The organism is Rhizobium subbaraonis, assembly GCF_900220975.1.
Classification (GTDB): Bacteria; Pseudomonadota; Alphaproteobacteria; order Rhizobiales; family Rhizobiaceae; genus Mycoplana; species Mycoplana subbaraonis.
This window is the reverse complement of sequence record NZ_OBQD01000009.1, coordinates 18,611-38,709: the sequence shown is the minus strand read 5'-3', so window position 1 is coordinate 38,709 and position 20,099 is coordinate 18,611. Positions and strand designations below refer to the sequence as shown.

The following is a 20,099-nucleotide window of genomic DNA, read 5'->3' as shown; positions in this document are numbered from 1 at the left end:
AAGCGATGTTGGCATTATGATGCAATGTTCACACTCCCTTGGTTGCTCCACACGCCTAAGTGGCGGTAGACGGATTTGGACAGCGAAAAATACGTGGGCCTTCACGTATGCTTCGAGAGATAGGCGCTTCACTCAAACCTGTCAACTCGAGAGCAATATTTTTGGGAAATTTTTGCGCGACAATTAGTGTGACAATTCAAGGGCGAAAAATGGTTCGCACATGCAGCATTCTGACGAAATGAGCTTGCAAATGTCAAAAAATGGGCGATCGCTCCGGCAACGGGCAAAATCACCATTTTGCCGCCGCCTATTTTTCACGCAAAAGGCGTAATCGACGCCGCCAAGGTTCCGGCCAAAGGCTTAGGCAAGCCCATGATACCGGGACCAAAACGCAACAGATGATGTGAATTGATTGCGATTCCACCTAATCGTCGCATGAAAACCCATTGGCAACTTCCTTAGTCTAGATATGGTGTGCGGGATGATTCTGGGCCAGTCCGTACGGGCATGGCCTTGTTGAGGATGCATTAACCATAACGCATGGAAAATGCGCGAATCGCTTTTTGGACTCGAGATTATGGGCCGCTTGTATCGTGGCTCGGGGAAGACCATGAAGATTGCACGATCCCTATTGCCGTTGACCATGCTGTTGCTGTCGGGCTGCGTCGTCGGCCCGGACTACAATGCGCCTGACACCGCGCTGCCCGGAAAGTTCTCCGAGGCTGCAGGCAAGTCTGCCGGCGACACCACGCTCAACCCCTGGTGGGAAAATTTCCGCGACAAGCGCATGAACGAACTCGTTTCGCGCGGCATGAACGAGAACCTCTCGGTCCTGCAGGCAATGGAGCGCATCACCGAAGCGCAGGCCAACGTCGTCGCCGCCGGCGCCGGCGCCTGGCCGCAGATCAACGGCGGCGGCAGCGCCACCGCTTCCGGCTCGGACGGGTCGCTGCTCAAGCGGCAGTCGACAACGGTATTGGCCGACGGCACCGTCATCCCCGGCTCCAGCCATACCCAGTCCAGGGTCGCATCCGGCAACGTCGGCGCCTCGTGGCTGCTCGACCTGTTCGGCCAGTATGCACGCTCAAGGGAATCGGCCAACGCGTCGCTCGATGCGGCCTATGACAACGTCAATGTCGCCCGCCTTGCCTACCTGAGCGAACTGACGACCACCTACATCAGCGTGCGCTTCTTCCAGGAAGCGCTGGCGCTCAACCGCGAGAACCTGGCATCACGCCGAGAAACGCTGAAGCTGACGCAGGACATCCGCGCCGCCGGTGCCGCCTCCAGCCTCGACGTGGTACAGGCCGAGGGCCTCGTCAACCAGACGCTGGCCGAGCTTCCGCCGCTGGAAACCGGCTTCTATCAGTCGGCCAACCGGGTGGCGACGCTGCTGGGCGTACCCGCCGCGACGGTAACGCCCGAGCTGATCCGCGCCGGCAGCCAGCCCTATCCGCGTCACTCCACCAAGGTCGGTGTTCCTGCCGATCTCATCCGCAACCGTCCGGACATCCGCGCGGCGGAACGCACGCTTGCCGCAGCAACCGCCGAGATCGGCGTTGCAGAATCGCAGCTCTACCCGGCCCTGACGCTCGACGGCACCATCGGCGCCGCCCGCACGCTCAGCGCCGTTTCGGGCAATCTGACCTCCTGGAGCTTCGGTCCGACGCTGACGGTGCCGATCTTCAACGGCGGCGCGCTGCGCGCCCAGGTGGACATCGCCGACTCCGTTGCCAAGCAGCAGTACTTTGCCTGGAAGCAGACGGTCCTGAACGCCATCGAAGAGGTCGAAAACGCGCAGGCCGCGCTCATTCGCGACTACCAGACAGTCGCAGCGCTGCGCCGCCTGGTCGCGTCGAACGAGGAGGCCCTGTCGCTGGCGCGCGAAAGCTATCGCGGTGGCGCCAGCACGATCCTCGACGTGCTCGATGCCGAGCGTAACGTTGCAAACAGCCGCCTGACGCTCGCGTCAGCCATCCGTTCGCTTGCCAGCGACTATGTCGCCCTCAACGTCGCGATCGGCGGCGGCTCGGCCATCGAGACGCCGGTGCCGACCCCGTCGCCGAACCGCAAGGTGGCGTCCGCCGCTGCAGCCACGCAGTAAGGCCATTTCTGCATGCTATAGACAAAACGCCCCGAAGAGCCCGTGCTCTTCGGGGCGTTTTGTCCAGATCTCTCCGGGCGCAACCGGCACGCTTAAGCTTGCGCACTTGGCGCTTGCCGCCGCACGATGAAGCTCCCCGCGCAGGCTCGGCAGCAGCCTGCCCCGCCCGCCGGCTCGTGCCGCCGCGTCATGTGCCTCAGCTTCCCTGCCCGTCGAAGAATGCCTCCAGCGCTTCGGCCGTCTTCTCGTAATGCGCATGCAGCGCTGCAACAGCCGCCGCACCGTCCCGTGCAAGCGCCGTCTCCATGATCAGGCGATGCTCGGCCTCGGCATCGCGCCCCGACATCAGCAGGCTGACGGATACCCGCCGATAGCGATCCGCATGGGCGAACAAGCGGCCGCAGGTGTCGAGCAGGATCGCAGAGCCGCAGGCCGCGATCAGCGCCCGATGAAACGCAGCATGCCGTGCATCCCAGTCGTCGCGAATGGCGGATGGCATGTCCTCCCGTCCCTGCGGCACGCGCACCATCAGATGATGCGCGGCGATCACCCCCGCTTCCCATTGCGCGTCGCCCCGTTCGATCGACAGCCGCAGCGCCTCGCCCTCGCAAAGCTTTCTGTTGGCCGTGATATCGCGCAGTTCCGAGAGGGACAGCTGCGCGACGCTATAGCCGCGGTGATCGTCGAGCGATGTGAACCCCTCTGCCGTCAGCCGCGCCAGCGCTTCGCGAACCGGCGTCACGCTCATGGCGCAGAGCGCCTGCAAGTCCGCGAAACGCAACCGGTCACCCGGACGGAAGCGCCCGGTCCGGATCTCGGCGCGAATCCGCTCATAGGCATCGCTTGCCAGCGTCCGGGCGGCAGGCTTCGGCAATATGCTCATCTGGCCCTCATTTTGCCTAATCGTCTGGATTTTCGAAAATCGTTGACTCTTTGTAGGACTCGTGGAAGGGAAACCGCAACAGGATTTCATCACGGTCGCCCGATCCGGCGCCGAAAACTTTGGGAGGTTTGCATGAAGCTCGTTCGTTACGGAAAGCCGGGGGCGGAAAAGCCGGGTCTGATCGACGCCGATGGCAGGGTGCGCGACCTTTCGGCAGTCGTTTCGGATATCGCGGGCGAGGCACTCGGCAGGGAGAGCCTGAGGCACCTGAAGGCGATCGATCCGGCAAGCCTGCCGCTCGTGCCGGAAGGCGAACGCATCGGCGCCTGCGTCGGCCGCATCGGCAATTTCATCGCCGTCGGCCTCAACTATGCCGACCACGCCGCCGAAAGCGGCATGGCCGTGCCTCCCGAGCCGGTGCTCTTCAACAAGGCCCCCTCCTGCGTGGTCGGCCCGGATGATACCGTGCTCATTCCGCGCGGATCGGAGAAGACCGACTGGGAAGTTGAACTCGCAGTCGTCATCGGCGAACGCGCCTCCTACGTTTCGGAGGCCGATGCCCTGGACTATGTCGCAGGCTACTGCATCTGCAACGATATCTCCGAGCGCGCCTTCCAGACCGAGCGCAGCGGCCAGTGGATGAAGGGCAAGGGCTGCCCGACTTTCGGTCCGCTTGGCCCCTGGCTGGTAACCACCGATGAGATCGATCCCGCCGATCTCGCCATGAAGCTGAGCGTGAACGGCGAGTTCGTCCAGGACGGCTCGTCCTCGACCATGGTCTTCAAGGTGCCCTTCCTCGTTCACTACATTTCCCAGTTCATGATCCTGGAGCCGGGCGACGTCATCACCACCGGCACCCCTCCGGGCGTCGGCATGGGCATGAAGCCGCCGCGCTACCTGAAGGCTGGCGACCGCATGGAAGTCTCGATCGCCGGCCTCGGCGTTCAGCGCCAGACGGTGGCGCAAGGCTGAGCAGCGCCCAGGCACGTCGCGTAAGCCGTACAGCCGTTGGCAGCAGCGACAGGCGCAGGATCAAAGACCGATGCGGCAGGCGCGTATCTGAAGGGTCGCGACCCGCTTCGGCTCTCGACGCCTCTTTAAACCGACGCGACCGCCTGCAGATGGATGCCGGCGGTCGATCCACGTCGTGGCTTGGCAAGGGCACGCTCCTTCTCCACGCGTTCTGCCGGCATCTCCACATCTTCTCGCCCGGCGCGGAACAAAATCCGTCACGTCGCATTCACGCCGTCAAACACGCACGGAGAAAGAAACGATGTATGACGGCTTCGTCGAACTCTCAGCCCTCGCCTGCCTCATCCTCACATGCCTCTTCATGCTTCCCGTGTGAGGTATGATCTGCAGGTGGCTGCGCCTGCCGAATACCAAACCGGCAGCGTCCTCAACGCGGAACGCCGCCGGGATGAATAACGAACGGCGCAATCGCTGAGCAACAAGGCCAGCGCAGCAGTGCGCCCTTCATCGTGTGAACGCGACAGGCGATGATGTGTTGCTCGTCAAATTACGCGTCAAGGTACGGGCCAAGATTCGGCAAGTAAGACGGCACATCGCTTCCACCAGCCCCCGGGTCCCGCTGATCGTCCGATCGCGGCATGGCAGTCATTCATCGGAACGTCGGATGACTACGACCTTCGGAGAGCGGAATACCGCGTTTTCTATGCTTTACCCCGAAGCTGAAATGACTTTTCCTACAAGGCAGGGTTTGTTGGATCGACTGATTTTGGTTCACCAGGGCCGCATTCTTGCGCGAAGATAAGCTCGTCTTGGGAGTTCTCTGATGACAGCAAGCAGTGGCCAGCCGGATCCCTTCGTTCCCGGTCGATCGGAAAGCGATTGCCCGGGCATACCCCTCGAATTAAGCGGCGGTGTGCCGGTGGTGGCGAACGCCTGCAGCGGGCGCTGCTACTCCCAGCCTGCGTCGATGGGGTCGCAACCCTGTGCAGGCGGCGGAGACTGCAGGCGGGCCGGAGAAATACTGGCACGGCTCGATGAGACTTCCCTGCCGGATCTTGTTTTGTAGGCGAGAATAGAGCGAACGACGGCCACGTCGCGATGACTTTTGGCATAGATATCGCAGGTACTGCATCGACATTTACTTGCTGTTTGAATGATTGCTCCATCACGGGCGATGCAAACCCGAACTCGGCACGGACCATCGAGAATTTTTCATTTTTCGCTCAAACTGCGAAAGACGATCTTGATTTACGCGTCGAATCCATAGCCAATTCTGCATTGTGCCCGATCGATACTGGCAAGAAACTGGAGATGGCCCGCAAGCATCCGCAAATTAGATATTTCTAAAAACCAGGGAAGCTAGCCAATGAATTGCAGCGTCATTCGTTATCTTGGCCATGCGGGTTTTGCCGTAGAACATGCCGGCCTTCGGGTCCTGATCGATCCATGGTTTCATTCGGCGTTTCTGCAATCCTGGTTTCCCTGGCCCGACAACAGTTCCGCGCGCAAGATCGCAGAGACGAAGTTCGACTACCTCTACGTCTCGCATGCGCATGAGGATCATTTCGACCGGCGGTTTCTGGAGACGCTGGACAAGACGACGACCATACTCGCGCCAAACTACAGATCGCGCGGCATGCTTCGGCGGTTCAATGAGCTGGGCTTTGCCAACGTTGTTCCGCTTGACCACCGCCAGTCCTTCGAACTGGCCGACAATTTCACTGCCACGATGTTCCTGGACACCAGCCACAAGGAAGACAGCGGCCTGATGCTGGAAATGGACGGCTTCCGTTTCCTTGACCTGAATGACTGCAATACGCCGATGTCGGAATTGCCGGATCGGGTAGATCTTCTCGCCGCGCAATATTCGGGCGCAATGTGGTATCCCAACTGCTACGACTATCCGCCCGAGCAGATGCAGCAGAAGGTGAACGCCGTGCGCGAGGGGCTGCTCGACACGCTTTACCGCAAGGTGCACCTGACGCATGCGCGCGCCTATCTGCCGTCCGCCGGGCCGGCGTGCTTCCTGGATCCGGTGCTGGAGAAGTACAACGACCCGGTCAAGACGATCTTCCCGCAATGGGAGGACATCGCGGCGGATTTCGCCCGCGCCTGTCCCTCGACGGACGTTCTGCGGCTTTACCCGGCCGATGGGGTGGAGATAGCGGCCGGCGAGCTGAGGGTCTCACACTCCCCCGATGCATTGCGAGAGGACGACCTCGCCAGCTACCGGGAGCGACGCAAGGACGACTGGGGCAGCTTCTACGAGGGACCGGAGACGCCCATCGAGGCCAGCGAGGTCGAGGATTACTTCGCTTCGCTGCAGCGGCGTAACAAACCGCTCCTGCGCGAGTTTCACAAACATATCGGCATATCCTCCGGCGGGAGGACCTGGGGCGTCCAGCTCGGCAAGCTGGCCGAGGACTTCGTCATCGAGGGCGAGGAACCGTACGATCCCGAATATGTGCTGATCATGTCGCCACGGATCCTGCGCGCGATCCTCGCCGGCGAAACCGGCTGGGAAGAAGCGCTCCTCTCCATGCGTATCGATCTGCACCGCGAGCCGGACGTGTTCGACCTGACGTTCATGAGCCTGTTGCGCTACGGAAACGAGCCGGCACAGACCCAGCAGATCATGAGGGAGCGGCGTAACACCGAAACGATCGAGCGCGACGGCTTCAGGATTCAGCGGTTCTGTCCGCATGCGGGCGAAGAACTGGCCCACGCCACCATCGCCGACGGCATCCTGGAATGTCCGCGGCATCACTGGAAGTGGGACGTCAACACCGGGAGATGCATCGAAGGCGGGACTTTGCCGTTGAAGATCGAGCACATCGAAAAATGCGGCAAGGCATCCGATCCAGCGATGGACCTGCCGTCCGCCTGACAGGACAATCCCGCCAGCGCAGTGCGGCGCGTCGTCGAGGCGGCTATTGGCGCCGACGCGATCATCGCGGTTTCCCCCCAATTACAACGCGCTGTCGGCGAACGGTTCAGGCGGCGGAATTGCTTCGTCGACGCTAGCGGGACGGCGGTTAGGCTGGCGGGCGACCCGCGCAAGTAGCTTGCCTGCGCCGGAGATTGTCACGACATCTGCAATTTCGATTTTCGCAGAACCTGCTGTCAAAGTTGCAAATGCTCGCGGAGAGCTGCAATGGCTGGCCAATCGGATGGGCCGATCCGATGCAGCCGGTAACGGAGTGGTCAGTTTGCCTGCGGCGCATGCATGGCGCACTCGGAAGAATGCCCATTTGAAGGGTCTGTGAAGAGCATTCGAACGGAGTTCGAAACCAGGACTTCAGGATCGGGGAAGTTGACCGCACGTGTTCGGTCAGCGGCCGAGGACGAAGCAAGGCGGTGAAGGAAGTGCTTATCTCGTCCTGACCGGCACTTGGAACAAGTGAAAGGTACGACTCGGGCTCGATTCTAAGTCAAAAGCGGTATAGCGCGTACATCCTTCGAGAGCACCCGTACTCATCTGGAAGCGGATACAGTTTCGTGAGATAACTTCTAAGTTCAACCCAAGGCGCGAACACCAATCCGTCGCAATACTCGACGCAATGCACTGGTCTCAATTCGGAACCGCATACGCGCTTTGGGACGTCGCATAAGGCATCACGCACATCCAAACAAACCGAGCGCCTGGTTCGGACGACTAACGTCGTCCCCGTCCGGGCTTCTCGACTATTGAAGGAGGAAGCAGATGCAGCGCAAGTTAAGCAGTTGTAGCGCCGTGGTGGCCACGTTAGCGGCAGCGATGTTGGCCGGAACGAGCCCGGCCATCGCCCAACAGACACAAAAGCCCAACATCCTCTTTATCATGGGCGATGATATCGGCTGGATGCAGCCCAGCATCTATCACCGGGGATTGATGGTCGGAGAAACACCCAACATCGACCGCATCGGAAACGAAGGTGCGATGTTTACGACCTACTACGCCGAGCAAAGCTGCACGGCGGGTCGAACCGCATTCATTACGGGCATGCAGCCAGTGCGAGTGGGCATGGTCCTTCCCGAGATTCCTGGGAGCCCATCCTACCTGCGGGCGGGCACACCCACTCTGTCCCGCTTCCTGCACGACCTTGGCTACAATACCGGGGAGTTCGGCAAGAACCATCTCGGCGACCACACGGAGTCTCTACCGACCGCACATGGCTTTCAGGAGTTCTGGGGTTATCTCTATCACCTCGACGCCATGCAGGGGGTAAGCTTCCCCGACATCAACAAAACCCCGACCGAGCAGACGCTTGCCCCACCTTGCAAGAACACGCCGATCCCGGGAATGACAGAAAACCCAGCGGCAGTCGATCCAGCGACTACAACATGCTTGACGCCACCGCGGCCCGTGCTCGCGTGCACGTCGTCCGATGGGACGGCGGCCAATCAGACCTGCAAGGACGAAGGACCGCTGACCCTCGAACGCTCCAAAACGATCGATGAGGAGATCTCCGCCAAGGTCATCGATTTCCTCGACCGGAACGATCCCGAGAAAACCAACAAGCCCTTCTTCGTTTGGTACAATCCCGCGCGCATGCACGTTACGACTGTGCTGTCGGACAAATACCTGAACATGGTCGGGGAACCAGGTGGAAAGGATTGGGGCGTCAATGAAGCCGGCATGAAGCAGATGGATGATAACATCGGCTACGTGCTGAAGAAGCTTGAGGAGATGGGTGAACTCGACAACACCATCGTCGTCTTCACGACCGACAATGGCGCGGAGACGATCACTTTCCCCGACGGCGGCACCACGCCGTTCAAGGGCGGAAAATTGAGCACCTGGGAAGGCGGGATGCGGGCACCGCTGGTCGTGCGCTGGCCCGGCCATATCGAACCGGGAACGGTGAAAAACGACATGTTCGCCTCGCTTGACTGGCTGCCCACCCTCGTCGACATCGCCGGCGGCCCCAAGGGCAACGAGTTGAAGGCGACGCTCGAGCAAGGCAAGTATGCCGACCTCGCCAAGACGACGCTGGACGGTGTCAACCAGCGCGACTACCTCGAAGGAAAGTCGGAAAAGTCCGCACGTGACCACTTCTTGTACTACTCCGGCAAGGAGCCCTCGGCGGTGCGGTACAAGAACTGGAAAATGTACTTCGCAATGGTGTCTGACGACCCGGCGGGTTTCATCGCTGGCGTGCAGCCCTATTCCTGGACGCAGGTCGTCAACATCAAGCGTGACCCGTTTGAGACCTCGGTTGGTCAGCAGATCAAGACACTGTTCGGCATGGGGGGCGCGATTGCCTCTCCGTCGACGGCCTATGTCTATGACTGGAACATGCTCCCCATCGGCCAGCAGTTGTGGCTGAGGCACCTTGAGAGCTACATCGACTTCCCGCCGATGCAAGACCCTGCAAGTTACAACCTTGAACAGGTCATGCAGCAAGTGCGGGAGATGAAGACAGGGCACGACTGACGCCAAAGGCACACACACCAACAGCGGACGCCTTCGGGCGCCCGCTTCTCGTGATCGCCTAGACCGGGCGGTCGTTAGGGCCGGCGCTTGAATGACGGAAGAAGCTCAGCCTTGATCAAAATCGGATCCTGCTGTCCCTGCGAGTAGAGACGGATTACGGCGCTGCCGAGGGCTTTCTGCAGCTTCGCTGTCGGCATCGAAGCTGCAGGCGCGCATGCAATCGTCGAAAGTCTCTTGCTCGTTCCGGACGGAAGCCCACGTCTGGCAATCGCGCCTCACATTCATGTCGAGACGATCCCGTACTCTGCGCCTTATTGGGTTGTCGGGCTATGATGAACAGCGATGCCGCTACCGTTCAACCCGCGAATTTTGACGCCTGCTCGGAATTTCGAATTTTCCGCATACTGCTGTCAAAATTCCGGATGTTGTTTGACACGTGGTTCCGGAAAAAGCGGGAATATCTGGCATTAAGCGGGAATTGATGGGAAACACTGGAAAATCAGGCGATTGCGCAGCATGAGGCGAGGACCAGCCGCCCACGAACATTGACGGCAAACGGACCCGGAACGCCGCGCCCGATCGACCGGACGCCAAAGGCCGACCTGGCCTCAACCCGATCCGCAAAAACGCCCGAAAAAGCTTTGAGGGGTCTTCAAACTACTGACAAACCGGGAAATGGCCGCCGCAAGGAAATCGAACTTTTGCGGCACCCCTCGTGCACAATTGGGCCAAGTTTCCAATTTGAGGTTGGAACTGGAGTTCCGGCCTCGGCCAGTCGCACTGCAAACCCTGCAAAACCAGTGCTCCCCTCGAGTTTCAAAGCGGATTTCGTGGTCGAGAGGTTGGAACTGAGGGCCGCAAGAAGCGAACAAGGTTGGAACTTCATTTGGGCGACGATGCCAATGACCGCTTCGCGCCCAAAAGGAGACATGAGCTGCATCGAGGTTGGAGGCTGGAAATGGGGCCGTGAGGAGACCGTCTGCTTCCGGCGCGAAAGTTAGTGATACGGACGAGGTAGTCAGTAGTTCACGAGCAATTGACCCTGGTCACCCCCGAAGTGGGGCTGCACACCCAACAATGCGCCTGCCCTGCTGATGATTTCCTTGACCATTGGCGCAGCGGTGTATGCAGCCAGTCGACCGCCTTTTTCACCGCTTAATGGGGCATCGATGACCGTGAGAACTACATAGCGCGGGCGGTTCATGGGAAAGCCTGCGAGGAACGCGTTAAAATTCAAGTTCTTCGCATAGCGGCCGTTGACGACCTTGTCCGCCGTGCCGGTCTTTCCGCCGACGTTGAAGCCGGGGACGAGAGCATTGCGGCCAGAGCCCTTGACGCCGTTCCAGTGAAAGAGGAACCGCATGTCGGCACTGGTCGAAGGATTGATGACCTGTGTTGCACTGGCACCCGCTTCCACAGAAGTCCTTGGGAGGAATGTCGGTTCGATGAGCTTTCCCCCGTTAATCAGAGCGGCGCCGGCGACGGCCGTCTGCAACGGCGTCGTTGCCACGCCATGTCCGAAAGAGATCGTCGCCTGGTTGATCTTCCTCCACGGATGCGGCTGTGTTGGGGTAGCCACCTCCGGCAACTCGGTTTTCATCTTCGACAGGAGACCGAGCCTTGTCAGGAAAGCCTGATGGTCTGGAAGCTCGACCATGGACGCAATGGTCGCCGTTCCGATGTTTGAGGAGTACTGAAAGACCTCAGGCACCGTCAGCGGACGTCCCCGGCCGTGATCATCATGGATCGTGAAACCTGAGAGGCGATACGGCTTGCTGGCATCTACCACGCTGTTCAGGGTGATCTTACCCAAATCGAGCCCCATCGCGAGAGTGAAGCTTTTAAAGGTCGATCCCATTTCGTAGGTGGCATTGCTCATCCGGTTGAACAAGCCCTTGGCATAGTCCTGGTCGACGCTTCCGTCTGGCAGAGTTCGGGAGGGCTGATTGGGATCGAAGTCCGGCACGGAGGCCATGGCCAGCACTTCACCCGTATCGACATTGAGAACGACCGCGCCTGCCGCCTCCGCCTGGTAGGCGAGCTTGGCATTTGCTATGACCTCGTGGACGATACTCTGGACGCGCAGGTCGATTGAGAGGCGCACGGGCGCCAGGGAAATGTCACTGGTGAGACCCGCTTCTCTCAAGGCGGAAAGGCCTTGCCGGTCGATATAGCGTTCAATCCCCGCGAGCCCCTGATTGTCGATATCGACATAGCCGAGGATATGCGCGGCTGTCGCCCCGCCTGGATAAAACCGCCGCTTCTCGGGGCGGAAGCCTAGTCCCGGGATGCCGAGCTGAAGGATCTCCGCTTGTTGTTTCGGGGTAAGTTGACGACGAAGCCATTGGAAGGCGCTTTTCGAGGTCAGTTTTTTGTGGGTCTCTGCCCAGTCGAGATCAGGGATCACGCTCGCCAGCTTCTCGACGGCCTCATCTGCGTCGACAATGCGTCGCGGCTCACCATAGAGCGAGACCATATTCAGATCTGTGGCCAGCAGCTCCCCGTTTCGGTCAAGAATGTCGGGACGGGAGGCAGCTCGGCTGCTTTCTCTGCGGATGCCACCACTGACAAGATTGCTGGTCATCCCGTATTGGATGAGCCTGCCACCTATTACTGCGTAGCTGCAGAGGAACAGTCCGATCAGCATGCCCACCCGCTGGCGCGATTGCTTGGTGCGGCTCTTGCGTCTTGTCTTAAGGCTTTGGCCGCCAAACTTTACCAGCGCGAAATGCGCGCTGCTTCGAAGAGCATGAATTCGAGTAGGCGTCACCATTCAATTGTCCCTGGCGCTTAGGCGCGAAAGCTCGCCCCTCACTTCTTCCCACGGCAGTGAAGCTAACGAGCGCACTAATGCAACTGTTGTAGCTTTAAAGCAGTCGCGCAGCTTTAATGCGATTCACGTTGCGTTTGCAAGCACTGGTGCCGGGACGAAATATAAGCGCTGCTAAGGAGGATCCGGACGTCTTGCCGAATTGCCCGCAACCTGTGGGTTCCCATCGCGCTTCCGCATACAGGTGCCTTGCGGGAGCCCTGACCATCACGTTCAATGCAGCAAGGGCTCCCCCAGACACGGGGTCGAAGTGAGTGACGTGATGTCTGGCGCATCTTTGAACGGTTGCGTGGCGGCAGGATCCATCAAACAATTCCGAGGCCCACGGTCACTGAGGATCGTTTTCGAACAGTGTGTGTTGTCCGATACTTATCTCTTCATCGACGGGTGTAGCCAGAAGTGGAGAGGCGAGCGCCATTTGAACCAGTTCGATCTGAAATGACTTCGGGATCGACTGATTGACGAAGAAAATCCTGTAGACGAGGGGTGCGAAGATGAGATCAATCAATCGATCTGGGTTGGGAGTCGGCTCTCCCCTTCGTTCGCAGCGATCGCAAAGGTAAAGTAGGTTCATGTACGTGTAACCCGCTGCAACCTGAGCGATCTTTTTGTTCGTCAACCGCTCTCGGAACAAAAGCCTTAATGGAGCAGAGGAGAAATCCTCGACCGTCTGCTCCACCCACACCTCCAGATCACCGCGAAGGCTCCCGGTATCCGGTGGAATGGAGTCGGGAACGAAACGCTCGCTGGCAACGTCCGCGATCAACTGCGAAAGGCTGGACCAGCGCCTGTAGATTGTAGAAGGAGTCACCTCCGCGCGGGCAGCTATCATGGCCACCGTCAATTCGCTCTCCGGGCGCTCCACCATTAGTTCCCGGACGGCTTTGTGCACTGCCATCTGTATGCGTTCGCTGCGTCCACCAGGTCGAATTAGAGTTCTAGCCATATTTAACATCCTTCAGCCGCGCGGAGCACCTAGCACAGGTGCCTATCTAATCGAAGGGGCACAGCTACAGAGAGCTCCAAGTCTTCATGCGCACGGGTCGGCTCGCCTTACCAAAGGTCTAGGGCCCAGCCGCCTAGGATGTACCAACTTGGCCACGTTCCTTGGCCATCATCAACAATCATTTCACGAACTTGTGTGACAGCTTCCCGCTTGACGCGCGCGCAGAGCTTATTAGCCTACGACGTGGGGTAGTGAGGGACACTATGAGTTTTGCGTACTAGCCGTCTGGCCATCTGTCTTCTGCGGGCCGGCGATTCCTCGCGCGAGCCCTTCCATCACATCGTCGAACCATGACCCGGCTGGCTGTCCGTCGGGTGAGTTCGGTCGCACGCGAATTTCTGCCTGATCCAAGCTTGGCTTGACGATCATCAGGCCGAGCGTTTGCCTGATCCCGGCGCGTTCTGTTCAGCCTCGAGCCGCTTCTTAAAGGCGAAGCGGATCTGCGGAAGAAATGCCTGGACTTCCTCAGCGTCGTGAATGTTCGCCACCAGCCGAAGGAGATCATTGTAGAGTTTCATAGTTTCCACCGACACTTGCTCAGGGTGGAGCTGGCGGCCGAAGCTCTTGCATTCGATAGCTACAATCCGGCCGAGCTCATCGACCAGGTGCAAGTCGATCCCGTCTGGCCCGCCAGCGCGGCCGGCTGCTGCGCTGTCAAAAAAGCTGCCAATGCCGGTGAGCAACCAATTGAGATTTATCTCGAACTGTTCCCGGTATGCCTCCAGCACCGACGCGTCGGGAACCCTTTCCCCGCGCTCATAGTTCGCAAGCGCCTGTTTGCTGATGCCAAGTCGTTCAGCAAACGCTTCCCTTTCCTCGAATTTTAGCCGCGAACGTACCTCGCGCAGCCTGCGTCCGAGCTCGGTCTTCGGCTCAATTTCGGGTCTCGCCACTCTATTAGCTATTAATCTACGTTTGGTATTTACATAATCCCAATCGTAGATTAATCCTTTCCATAAATACGGAACAAATCACCCATGAAAAGGGAGACCGGCCAGGGCCTCCCTTTTCACAACGAGGAACGACTATGCACCGGCCCAAAAGGACGGACAAGGCGCGCCGCGTGGAGATCGACAGAGTCGAGGAAATGGCCGTGGTTAAGCACAAGCTGGTGCTTGCGGGGCTTTCCCTTCTCGAAATCGACCGCCGCTTCGGACTATCGCGCGGAACCGCCGGAACGACGCTCCGGGAGCCCAACGCTGCGGGCGAAAGGGCGATCGCCGATGCCCTCGGTACAAAGGCACACATCTTGTGGCCGAGCCGTTATCGGCCCTCCGGTCAGCGGCGATCGCCTCAGCCGCGCGAGAACTATCGGCGACCTCCCACGATGCGGCAACGCCAAAAAGCGGTCGGAGCTTAGACATGAAGAACCCCTTCATTCCCTCACAATCCAAGATCTGCAGAGCGGCCGACACAGCACTTTTGTTTAGCGTAGTGCTGATCGCACTGGCCGCGGCCGTCTCTTCCTTCGTCAAGTATCTCGCTGGTGTCGCGCTATGACTTTCGGCGGCGTCAATCCCTACAGCGAAAGCGAAAGGCTCGGCCTTATGCTCTCCTGCTGCTACGACGCAGTGCGGACGGGCTTTCGGCACCTTGCCCTGCGCCACATTATCTCGCCGCCGCGCAACTGGTTTGACGCCGCCTTGGCGCGCCAGATCGCCATCCACATCCTGAATGTGGAATTCGAGGTGCCGCGCCGCCGCATCGTCGCGATGCAGGCTCGACAGCGCACGTCCATCTCCTTCGCCATTCAGGCGGTCGACCGGCGTCTAGAGGACCCCGTTTTTGCCCGCGCGTACCGGCGCATGGCCGACCACGCAAAGAAGCTTTTCATGACCACCTTGCAGAAGGCTGCCGCATAATGGCCGAGCTCAGAACCATCCTCATTGACCAGATCTATGTTCCCGAACGGCTGCGGGCCGTCGAGGAAGAGCACGCCCTCGCGATCGCCCAAAACATCGTCGAGCACGGCTTGATCAACCCCATCACGGTTCGCGCAACTCCAGCCGCAAAACGCGGCAACTTCGCGCTTATCGCCGGCGCCCACCGCCTGCGCGCATTCGTTATCAATGACGAAGTTGAGATCGATGCGGTCATTGTCCAAGCGGACAAGGATGAGGCACAGCTTATTGAGGTGGCCGAAAACCTGTTCCGCAATGAATTGTCTGTGGTCGATCGGGCAGTGTTTGTGCAGAGCTACCGCGAGGCTTGGGAGAGGAAGCACGGCAAGATCGAGCCCGGTCGCCCCGGAAATAGTGCAAACCTTGCACTATTATTCGAAGAGGAGGCAGAGAGCGGTGCGTTTTCCAAGCATGTTGCCGAGCGCATGGGCTTGTCGCGCCGCTCCTATTTCCTACTGAACCGGATAGCTCAAAACTTGCACCCCGATGTGCGTTCCGCAGTGCGCGGAACGGCCGTGGCCGACAATCAATCCCTGCTCTTGAAACTCGCCAAACTGGAGCCAGCCGCCCAACGGAAGACAGCTGCCGCGTTCCGCAGCACCGGCGACATGGCGAAAGCCATTGCCGCCGTGTCGGACGCCCAGCCGAAGCCCGAAGTCTCAGACGCCGAGCGGCAGGCCGTCGTCCGCGTCGAGCTTGATCGGTCCTGGGAAAAGGCGGACACGTTCACGCGCGCTCTCTTCATGCTGGACAAGCTGATTGAGGCCGGACATTCCGAACTCGCGATGCAGGTCAAGGCCGCATTGGAGGCTCGCAAATGAAGCGCGATCCGGCACAGTTCGACCTTTTCCTTGAGCCGGTGTTTCCGGTTCGCGCGGCGGTCCAGCGGATCGACATCGACCGCTATCGCTCCAAGATGAAGCGCGCCATGGCGCGCGCCATCCGTGAATGCCCGTTTGATCGGCCGACGATCGCCGCCCGCATGGCGCAGTATCTCGGCATCCCCGGCATCTCCAAAACCACCATCGACGCCTACACGGCCGAGAGTAAGGACACCCACGACGTCAGTCTGATCCGGTTCGCTGCCTTTGTGCACGCCACCGGCGCGATGTGGTTGTGGGACGAGGCGATCAAGGATCAGGGCGCAACGCTGCTGATCGGCGACGAGGCCGTACTCGCCGAAACCGGGCGTCTCCAGCAGGAGCAGCAACGCATCAAGGCCGAGTTGCGGGCACTTCGTTCCCGCCGTGTCACCGTGAAGGAGCGGACCCGCTGATGATGCGTGCCAAGGAGTTCTTTACGCTGGCCGAACTTGCCGCTGCGGCGCTTCCAGAACTGCCTGCGACCGCTCGTGGCCTTGCCAAGCGGGCAGACGCCGAAGGTTGGAAGGCGAACCCCAAGGCTTGCCGGAAAGCGAGTGGCCGCGAAGGCGGCGGTGGTTTCGAGTACCACATATCGCTTCTGCCGAAGGCGGCGCAGTTGAAGCTCACGCTTCTGCACTCCGCGCCGGCCAATACGGATCGTGATTTTCAGGCCGAGCGCCGTCAGGAGATATGGGCGCGCTATGAGGCGCTGCCGCTGGAACACAAAGCGGTCGCGCAGGCCCGTTTACTTGTACTCAATGATGTGGCCCACCTTAAGGCCGCCGGCATTCGACAGCGCAATGCCATCGCTGCGGTCATCGCCAAGGCGGGAATTTCCGAAAGCACCTACTACTCGTATTGCGCGATGGTGGAGGGCCTCGACCGTCAGGACTGGCTTGCGGCGCTGGCCCCATCCTATGCGACAGACCGCGCCCGCGCCGAGTGCCACGAAGAGGCTTGGGACGTCCTCAAAAGCGATTTTCTGCGGCCTGAAAAGCCAAGCTTCTCGGCTTGCTACCGCCGTGTCGTCGCCGTCGCCGCCAAAAAGGGTTGGTCGCCGATCCCATCCGAGCGCGCCTTGCGCCGCCGGCTGGATGCCGAAGTGCCGGAAGCGGTGCAGAAGCTAGCCCGCGACGGTCGCGAAAGGACGAAGGCGCTCTATCCGGCACAGCGCCGCACCCGCTCGCACCTTCATGCAATGCAGGCGGTCAACATGGACGGTCACCGCGTCGACGTGTTCGTGCGCATGCCCGACAATACCATCACTCGCCTCTATCTGATCGCGCTGCAGGATCTCTATTCCGGCAAGTTCGTCGCATGGCGCCTGTCGGAAAGCGAAAACTGGATATCGGTGCGCCTCGTCATCGGCGACATGGTCGAACGCTTCGGTATTCCCGACATGATCACGCTCGACAACGGCCGCGCCTTCGCCAGCAAGTGGATTTCCGGCGGCGCCCGCACGCGCTTCCGCTTCAAAGTCCGCGAAGAGGATCCGCAAGGCTTGCTTGTCGCTCTCGGCATCCACCTACAATGGACAAAGCCATTCTCCGGCCAGTCGAAGCCGATCGAGCGCGCCTTCCGCGACCTCACAGACGACATTTCCCGCCATCCGGTTTGTGCTGGCGCCTATACTGGCAACAAGCCTGACGCGAAGCCGGAAAACTACGCGTCCAGGGCCGTCCCCTTCGACGTCTTCGTCGCTCATGTCGATCAGCAAATGGCAGAGCACAATGCTCGTGTTGGTCGAAAGGCCGGCAACTGCAAAGGCAGATCCTTCGACCAGACGTTTGAGGCGAGCATCGCCGAGCCGAGCACCATTGTCCGGTGGCCGAGCGCAGCGCAAGCGTCCCTCTGGCTGCTCGCCTCCGAGGCGTTCAAGGCCCGCAAGGGCAACGGCGAAATCCACTTGCACGGCAACCGCTTTTGGCACCCTGCCCTTACTGCCTATGCGGGCAAGAAGGTCATTATCCGCTTTGACCCGGACCATCTGAAAAAGCCGTTGAAGGTCTACGACCTCAACAATGCGCTCATCTGCGACGCGCAGTGCATCGAGGACACCGGCTACCACGACGCCGCGGCCGCCCGTCAGCACGAAAGCCAGCGCAACGCCTACCGGAAGGCGCTGGCGCAGCAGAAGGCAGCACACGCCAAGATGACCGCGCAGCAGCTCGCGGACCTTTATTCCGAAGGCGAGAAGAAGCCGGCGCCAAAGCCCGAACGCAAGCGCCCCGCCGTCACGCGCCTTCTGACCGGCAACCTCGCCGTCCAGCCGGCTGCGTCGATGAGCGACGAAGAGTTTGAAGACAGTTTCTCGAAGGCAATGCGCCAAGCCGGCGGTGCCTCGATCCTCGAATTTCCGAAAGGGAATGCGGCCGAAAAGTAGCGCGTACGGCCGCCTAAGCATGAGCCGAAATGTAGTGAGTACGGTTCCGGCAAAAAAATATGGGCGGGTTTCAGCCCCGCCCAAAAACAAGCCCGCTAGGGCTCCAAAGCAAGGAACCTTTTAGATGAATGTACATACCAGCACAAGTCAGGCCAGCGTTTGGGATCACCCCTCGCCCTCGGCCGAGTTTGTAGCAAAGCATGGCCAGGTGGACGTCGATGTCTGGCGCCGGCTGACCGCACGCGTGATCGAGGTTGCGACCGCGAACAGCTGGACCAAGGCAGAAGTCACGCGTCGTTCCGGCATGAAGGACGGCACGTTCAGCCAGTGGTTTTCCGGCACCTATGCCGGCCGGCTGGAGCCGTGGAATCGTGTTGTGAGCCAGTGGCTCGACGCGATTGAGGACAGCGCCACGATGGGCTCGACGATCCCGCATTCGCCTCCCTTCATCAAGACGAAGGTGGCGATGGAGATAGCCGAAACGCTCATGTGGGCGCAGATGACCAGCGACATGGTCATGATCACGGTCGGCGCCGGCATGGGCAAGACGGCGACATGCCGTCACTTCCAGGCGACGCGTCCCCACGTCTACCATGCCACCGTCACGCCCCACACGAAGACCGTTCACGGCATGCTCGTCGAGCTCGCCGCCGAACTGGACGTGAAAGAGCACAATCCGGCGAAGCTAACCCGCGCGATCGGCGCCAAGCTTGCCCGGATCGGCGGTGGGACATTGCTGATCGTCGATGAGGCGCAGAACCTCACCGACGACGCCATCAACCAGCTGCGCCATTTCTGCGACGTCTACCAGTGCGGTGTCGCCCTGGTCGGCAATGACGAAATCTACAGCCGGTTCGGCAAGGCCAATGGCGGGCCGTCCTATGCGCAGCTGAAAAGTCGCGTCGGAAAGCACCTCAAGCGTACAGCGGCGCACACCTCCGACCTGCACGCCTATATCGCAGCGTGGGAAATCGAGGATCCGGATTGCGTCAAGTTCCTGACGGGCATCGGCATGAAGGGCGGCGCGATGCGCCAGATCGAGAAGACCGTGAAGCTGGCCTTTATGGCCGCGAACGGAGCCGGCCAGAAGCTGACGCTCGACCACCTGCAGCACGCTTGGCGCCGCCGTGATGTGGAGGACCTGTCTTGATGACGATCCTCGACATCACCGCCAGTTCGGAGATTGCGTCCCTGCGCGAGGAACTGAATGGCAAGGCCATGGCCGGCCACGGCCTCACCATAGTGGAAAGCCGCATCGCTGCTGAAAAGCTGCGGCTCATCGGCGCCCTCGTTGGTTCAATGGAACAGGAGCTTTCCGTCTTCCGCCTGGCCGAAGCCGGCCGCGTCGGCGCGGCAGTTGTCGAGCAGCTTGCTACCGATGTTCTCGCCGACCCGCAGGGCAAGGTCCTGCGGCCGGATTTCGGGAGGAAGCCATGACGGCCAGACTTTCCGATGCCATCCGCGAGGAGCGCGACATTCTGCGGGCGACCTATGGCAACCGCATTCCAATGACGCGGCCCATGCTCGCGGCCCTGCTGAAACGGTTCAACACCTTCATCGCATGGTCGGAGGAGCTGGAAGCGGAGCTTGAGCTACAGGCCGGGCACGAACACCGGCCCAGCGCCACCGTCCTCGACTTCCGCGGCGGCTACGGCACCGACCTTTACTAGCGGCCAGCACCACGGCGGCGGGTCCTCCCCGCCGCCGCAAACGGCGCCCGAACGTGCTTCGAAGCATTGTC

General features: G+C 60.3%; 17 protein-coding genes. 13 read left to right on the top strand and 4 right to left on the bottom strand.

What is annotated here, in order from left to right; translation table 11 throughout:
* Positions 1–610 precede the first annotated feature (610 nt).
* On the top strand, positions 611–2,104 hold the full coding sequence (locus CRO48_RS14845) for an efflux transporter outer membrane subunit (protein WP_097140859.1): 1,494 nt from the start codon (positions 611–613) through the stop codon (positions 2,102–2,104).
* 196 nt (positions 2,105–2,300) lie between these two features.
* On the opposite strand, the gene CRO48_RS14840 is transcribed toward CRO48_RS14845, so the two are convergent.
* Complete coding sequence (locus tag CRO48_RS14840; protein ID WP_176526765.1) at positions 2,301–2,987, bottom strand: GntR family transcriptional regulator; 687 nt, start codon at positions 2,985–2,987, stop codon at positions 2,301–2,303.
* Positions 2,988–3,119: 132 nt separating this feature from the next.
* On the opposite strand from CRO48_RS14840, the gene CRO48_RS14835 reads away from it, so the two are divergent.
* The 3 genes from CRO48_RS14835 (at position 3,120) to CRO48_RS14825 (ending at position 9,375) form a co-directional block, all read left to right on the top strand.
* Complete coding sequence (locus tag CRO48_RS14835) at positions 3,120–3,959, top strand: fumarylacetoacetate hydrolase family protein (protein WP_097140616.1); 840 nt, start codon at positions 3,120–3,122, stop codon at positions 3,957–3,959.
* A 1,366-nt stretch (positions 3,960–5,325) separates the two neighbouring features.
* Entirely contained in the window at positions 5,326–6,846 is a 1,521-nt protein-coding gene (locus tag CRO48_RS14830; RefSeq protein WP_097140614.1) for an MBL fold metallo-hydrolase, read from the top strand.
* Positions 6,847–7,662: 816 nt separating this feature from the next.
* Entirely contained in the window at positions 7,663–9,375 is a 1,713-nt protein-coding gene (locus tag CRO48_RS14825) for an arylsulfatase (protein ID WP_097140612.1), read from the top strand.
* Between the two features lie 1,018 nt (positions 9,376–10,393).
* Here CRO48_RS14825 and CRO48_RS14820 read toward each other — a convergent pair.
* From CRO48_RS14820 to CRO48_RS14810, 3 genes are all read right to left on the bottom strand, one after another.
* Positions 10,394–12,148, bottom strand: coding sequence for a peptidoglycan D,D-transpeptidase FtsI family protein (locus CRO48_RS14820; protein WP_097140610.1), 1,755 nt, complete (start codon positions 12,146–12,148; stop codon positions 10,394–10,396).
* Positions 12,149–12,533: 385 nt separating this feature from the next.
* Positions 12,534–13,103: a TetR/AcrR family transcriptional regulator gene (locus tag CRO48_RS14815; protein WP_176526764.1), complete on the bottom strand. Its 570-nt coding sequence runs from the start codon at positions 13,101–13,103 to the stop codon at positions 12,534–12,536.
* Between the two features lie 476 nt (positions 13,104–13,579).
* Complete coding sequence (locus CRO48_RS14810; RefSeq protein WP_176526763.1) at positions 13,580–14,104, bottom strand: helix-turn-helix domain-containing protein; 525 nt, start codon at positions 14,102–14,104, stop codon at positions 13,580–13,582.
* Positions 14,105–14,238: 134 nt separating this feature from the next.
* On the opposite strand from CRO48_RS14810, the gene CRO48_RS14805 reads away from it, so the two are divergent.
* From CRO48_RS14805 to CRO48_RS14770, 9 genes are all read left to right on the top strand, one after another.
* Complete coding sequence (locus CRO48_RS14805; RefSeq protein WP_097140605.1) at positions 14,239–14,571, top strand: helix-turn-helix domain-containing protein; 333 nt, start codon at positions 14,239–14,241, stop codon at positions 14,569–14,571.
* Positions 14,572–14,573: 2 nt separating this feature from the next.
* Positions 14,574–14,711 carry a hypothetical protein gene (locus CRO48_RS32215; protein WP_176526762.1) on the top strand — a complete coding sequence of 46 codons (138 nt, stop codon included), beginning with the start codon at positions 14,574–14,576 and terminating at the stop codon, positions 14,709–14,711.
* On the top strand, positions 14,708–15,073 hold the full coding sequence (locus tag CRO48_RS14800) for a hypothetical protein (RefSeq protein WP_097140603.1): 366 nt from the start codon (positions 14,708–14,710) through the stop codon (positions 15,071–15,073). The genes CRO48_RS32215 and CRO48_RS14800 overlap by 4 nt, the downstream gene beginning before the upstream one ends.
* On the top strand, positions 15,073–15,933 hold the full coding sequence (locus CRO48_RS14795; RefSeq protein ID WP_097140600.1) for a ParB N-terminal domain-containing protein: 861 nt from the start codon (positions 15,073–15,075) through the stop codon (positions 15,931–15,933). The genes CRO48_RS14800 and CRO48_RS14795 overlap by 1 nt, the downstream gene beginning before the upstream one ends.
* Entirely contained in the window at positions 15,930–16,388 is a 459-nt protein-coding gene (locus CRO48_RS14790; protein ID WP_097140598.1) for a hypothetical protein, read from the top strand. Before CRO48_RS14795 ends, CRO48_RS14790 begins: the two co-directional genes overlap by 4 nt.
* Positions 16,388–18,358 carry a transposase domain-containing protein gene (locus tag CRO48_RS14785; RefSeq protein ID WP_245423533.1) on the top strand — a complete coding sequence of 657 codons (1,971 nt, stop codon included), beginning with the start codon at positions 16,388–16,390 and terminating at the stop codon, positions 18,356–18,358. Before CRO48_RS14790 ends, CRO48_RS14785 begins: the two co-directional genes overlap by 1 nt.
* Before the next feature lie 124 nt (positions 18,359–18,482).
* Complete coding sequence (locus CRO48_RS14780; RefSeq protein WP_097140596.1) at positions 18,483–19,508, top strand: AAA family ATPase; 1,026 nt, start codon at positions 18,483–18,485, stop codon at positions 19,506–19,508.
* The gene (locus tag CRO48_RS14775; protein ID WP_097140595.1) at positions 19,508–19,795 is read left to right on the top strand and encodes a hypothetical protein; all 288 of its coding nucleotides are present in this window, start codon (positions 19,508–19,510) and stop codon (positions 19,793–19,795) included. Before CRO48_RS14780 ends, CRO48_RS14775 begins: the two co-directional genes overlap by 1 nt.
* The gene (locus CRO48_RS14770) at positions 19,792–20,028 is read left to right on the top strand and encodes a hypothetical protein (RefSeq protein WP_097140593.1); all 237 of its coding nucleotides are present in this window, start codon (positions 19,792–19,794) and stop codon (positions 20,026–20,028) included. The genes CRO48_RS14775 and CRO48_RS14770 overlap by 4 nt, the downstream gene beginning before the upstream one ends.
* The last annotated feature ends 71 nt before the right edge of the window (positions 20,029–20,099 follow it).

Bases quoted from the DNA above. Each gene is read 5' to 3' on its own strand.
- CRO48_RS14845 (WP_097140859.1), top strand. From the start codon at position 611: ATGAAGATTGCACGATCCCTATTGCCGTTGACCATGCTGTTGCTGTCG.
- CRO48_RS14840 (WP_176526765.1), bottom strand. From the start codon at position 2,987: ATGAGCATATTGCCGAAGCCTGCCGCCCGGACGCTGGCAAGCGATGCC.
- CRO48_RS14835 (WP_097140616.1), top strand. From the start codon at position 3,120: ATGAAGCTCGTTCGTTACGGAAAGCCGGGGGCGGAAAAGCCGGGTCTG.
- CRO48_RS14830 (WP_097140614.1), top strand. From the start codon at position 5,326: ATGAATTGCAGCGTCATTCGTTATCTTGGCCATGCGGGTTTTGCCGTA.
- CRO48_RS14825 (WP_097140612.1), top strand. From the start codon at position 7,663: ATGCAGCGCAAGTTAAGCAGTTGTAGCGCCGTGGTGGCCACGTTAGCG.
- CRO48_RS14820 (WP_097140610.1), bottom strand. From the start codon at position 12,148: ATGGTGACGCCTACTCGAATTCATGCTCTTCGAAGCAGCGCGCATTTC.
- CRO48_RS14815 (WP_176526764.1), bottom strand. From the start codon at position 13,103: ATGGCAGTGCACAAAGCCGTCCGGGAACTAATGGTGGAGCGCCCGGAG.
- CRO48_RS14805 (WP_097140605.1), top strand. From the start codon at position 14,239: ATGCACCGGCCCAAAAGGACGGACAAGGCGCGCCGCGTGGAGATCGAC.
- CRO48_RS32215 (WP_176526762.1), top strand. From the start codon at position 14,574: ATGAAGAACCCCTTCATTCCCTCACAATCCAAGATCTGCAGAGCGGCC.
- CRO48_RS14800 (WP_097140603.1), top strand. From the start codon at position 14,708: ATGACTTTCGGCGGCGTCAATCCCTACAGCGAAAGCGAAAGGCTCGGC.
- CRO48_RS14795 (WP_097140600.1), top strand. From the start codon at position 15,073: ATGGCCGAGCTCAGAACCATCCTCATTGACCAGATCTATGTTCCCGAA.
- CRO48_RS14790 (WP_097140598.1), top strand. From the start codon at position 15,930: ATGAAGCGCGATCCGGCACAGTTCGACCTTTTCCTTGAGCCGGTGTTT.
- CRO48_RS14785 (WP_245423533.1), top strand. From the start codon at position 16,388: ATGATGCGTGCCAAGGAGTTCTTTACGCTGGCCGAACTTGCCGCTGCG.
- CRO48_RS14780 (WP_097140596.1), top strand. From the start codon at position 18,483: ATGAATGTACATACCAGCACAAGTCAGGCCAGCGTTTGGGATCACCCC.
- CRO48_RS14775 (WP_097140595.1), top strand. From the start codon at position 19,508: ATGACGATCCTCGACATCACCGCCAGTTCGGAGATTGCGTCCCTGCGC.
- CRO48_RS14770 (WP_097140593.1), top strand. From the start codon at position 19,792: ATGACGGCCAGACTTTCCGATGCCATCCGCGAGGAGCGCGACATTCTG.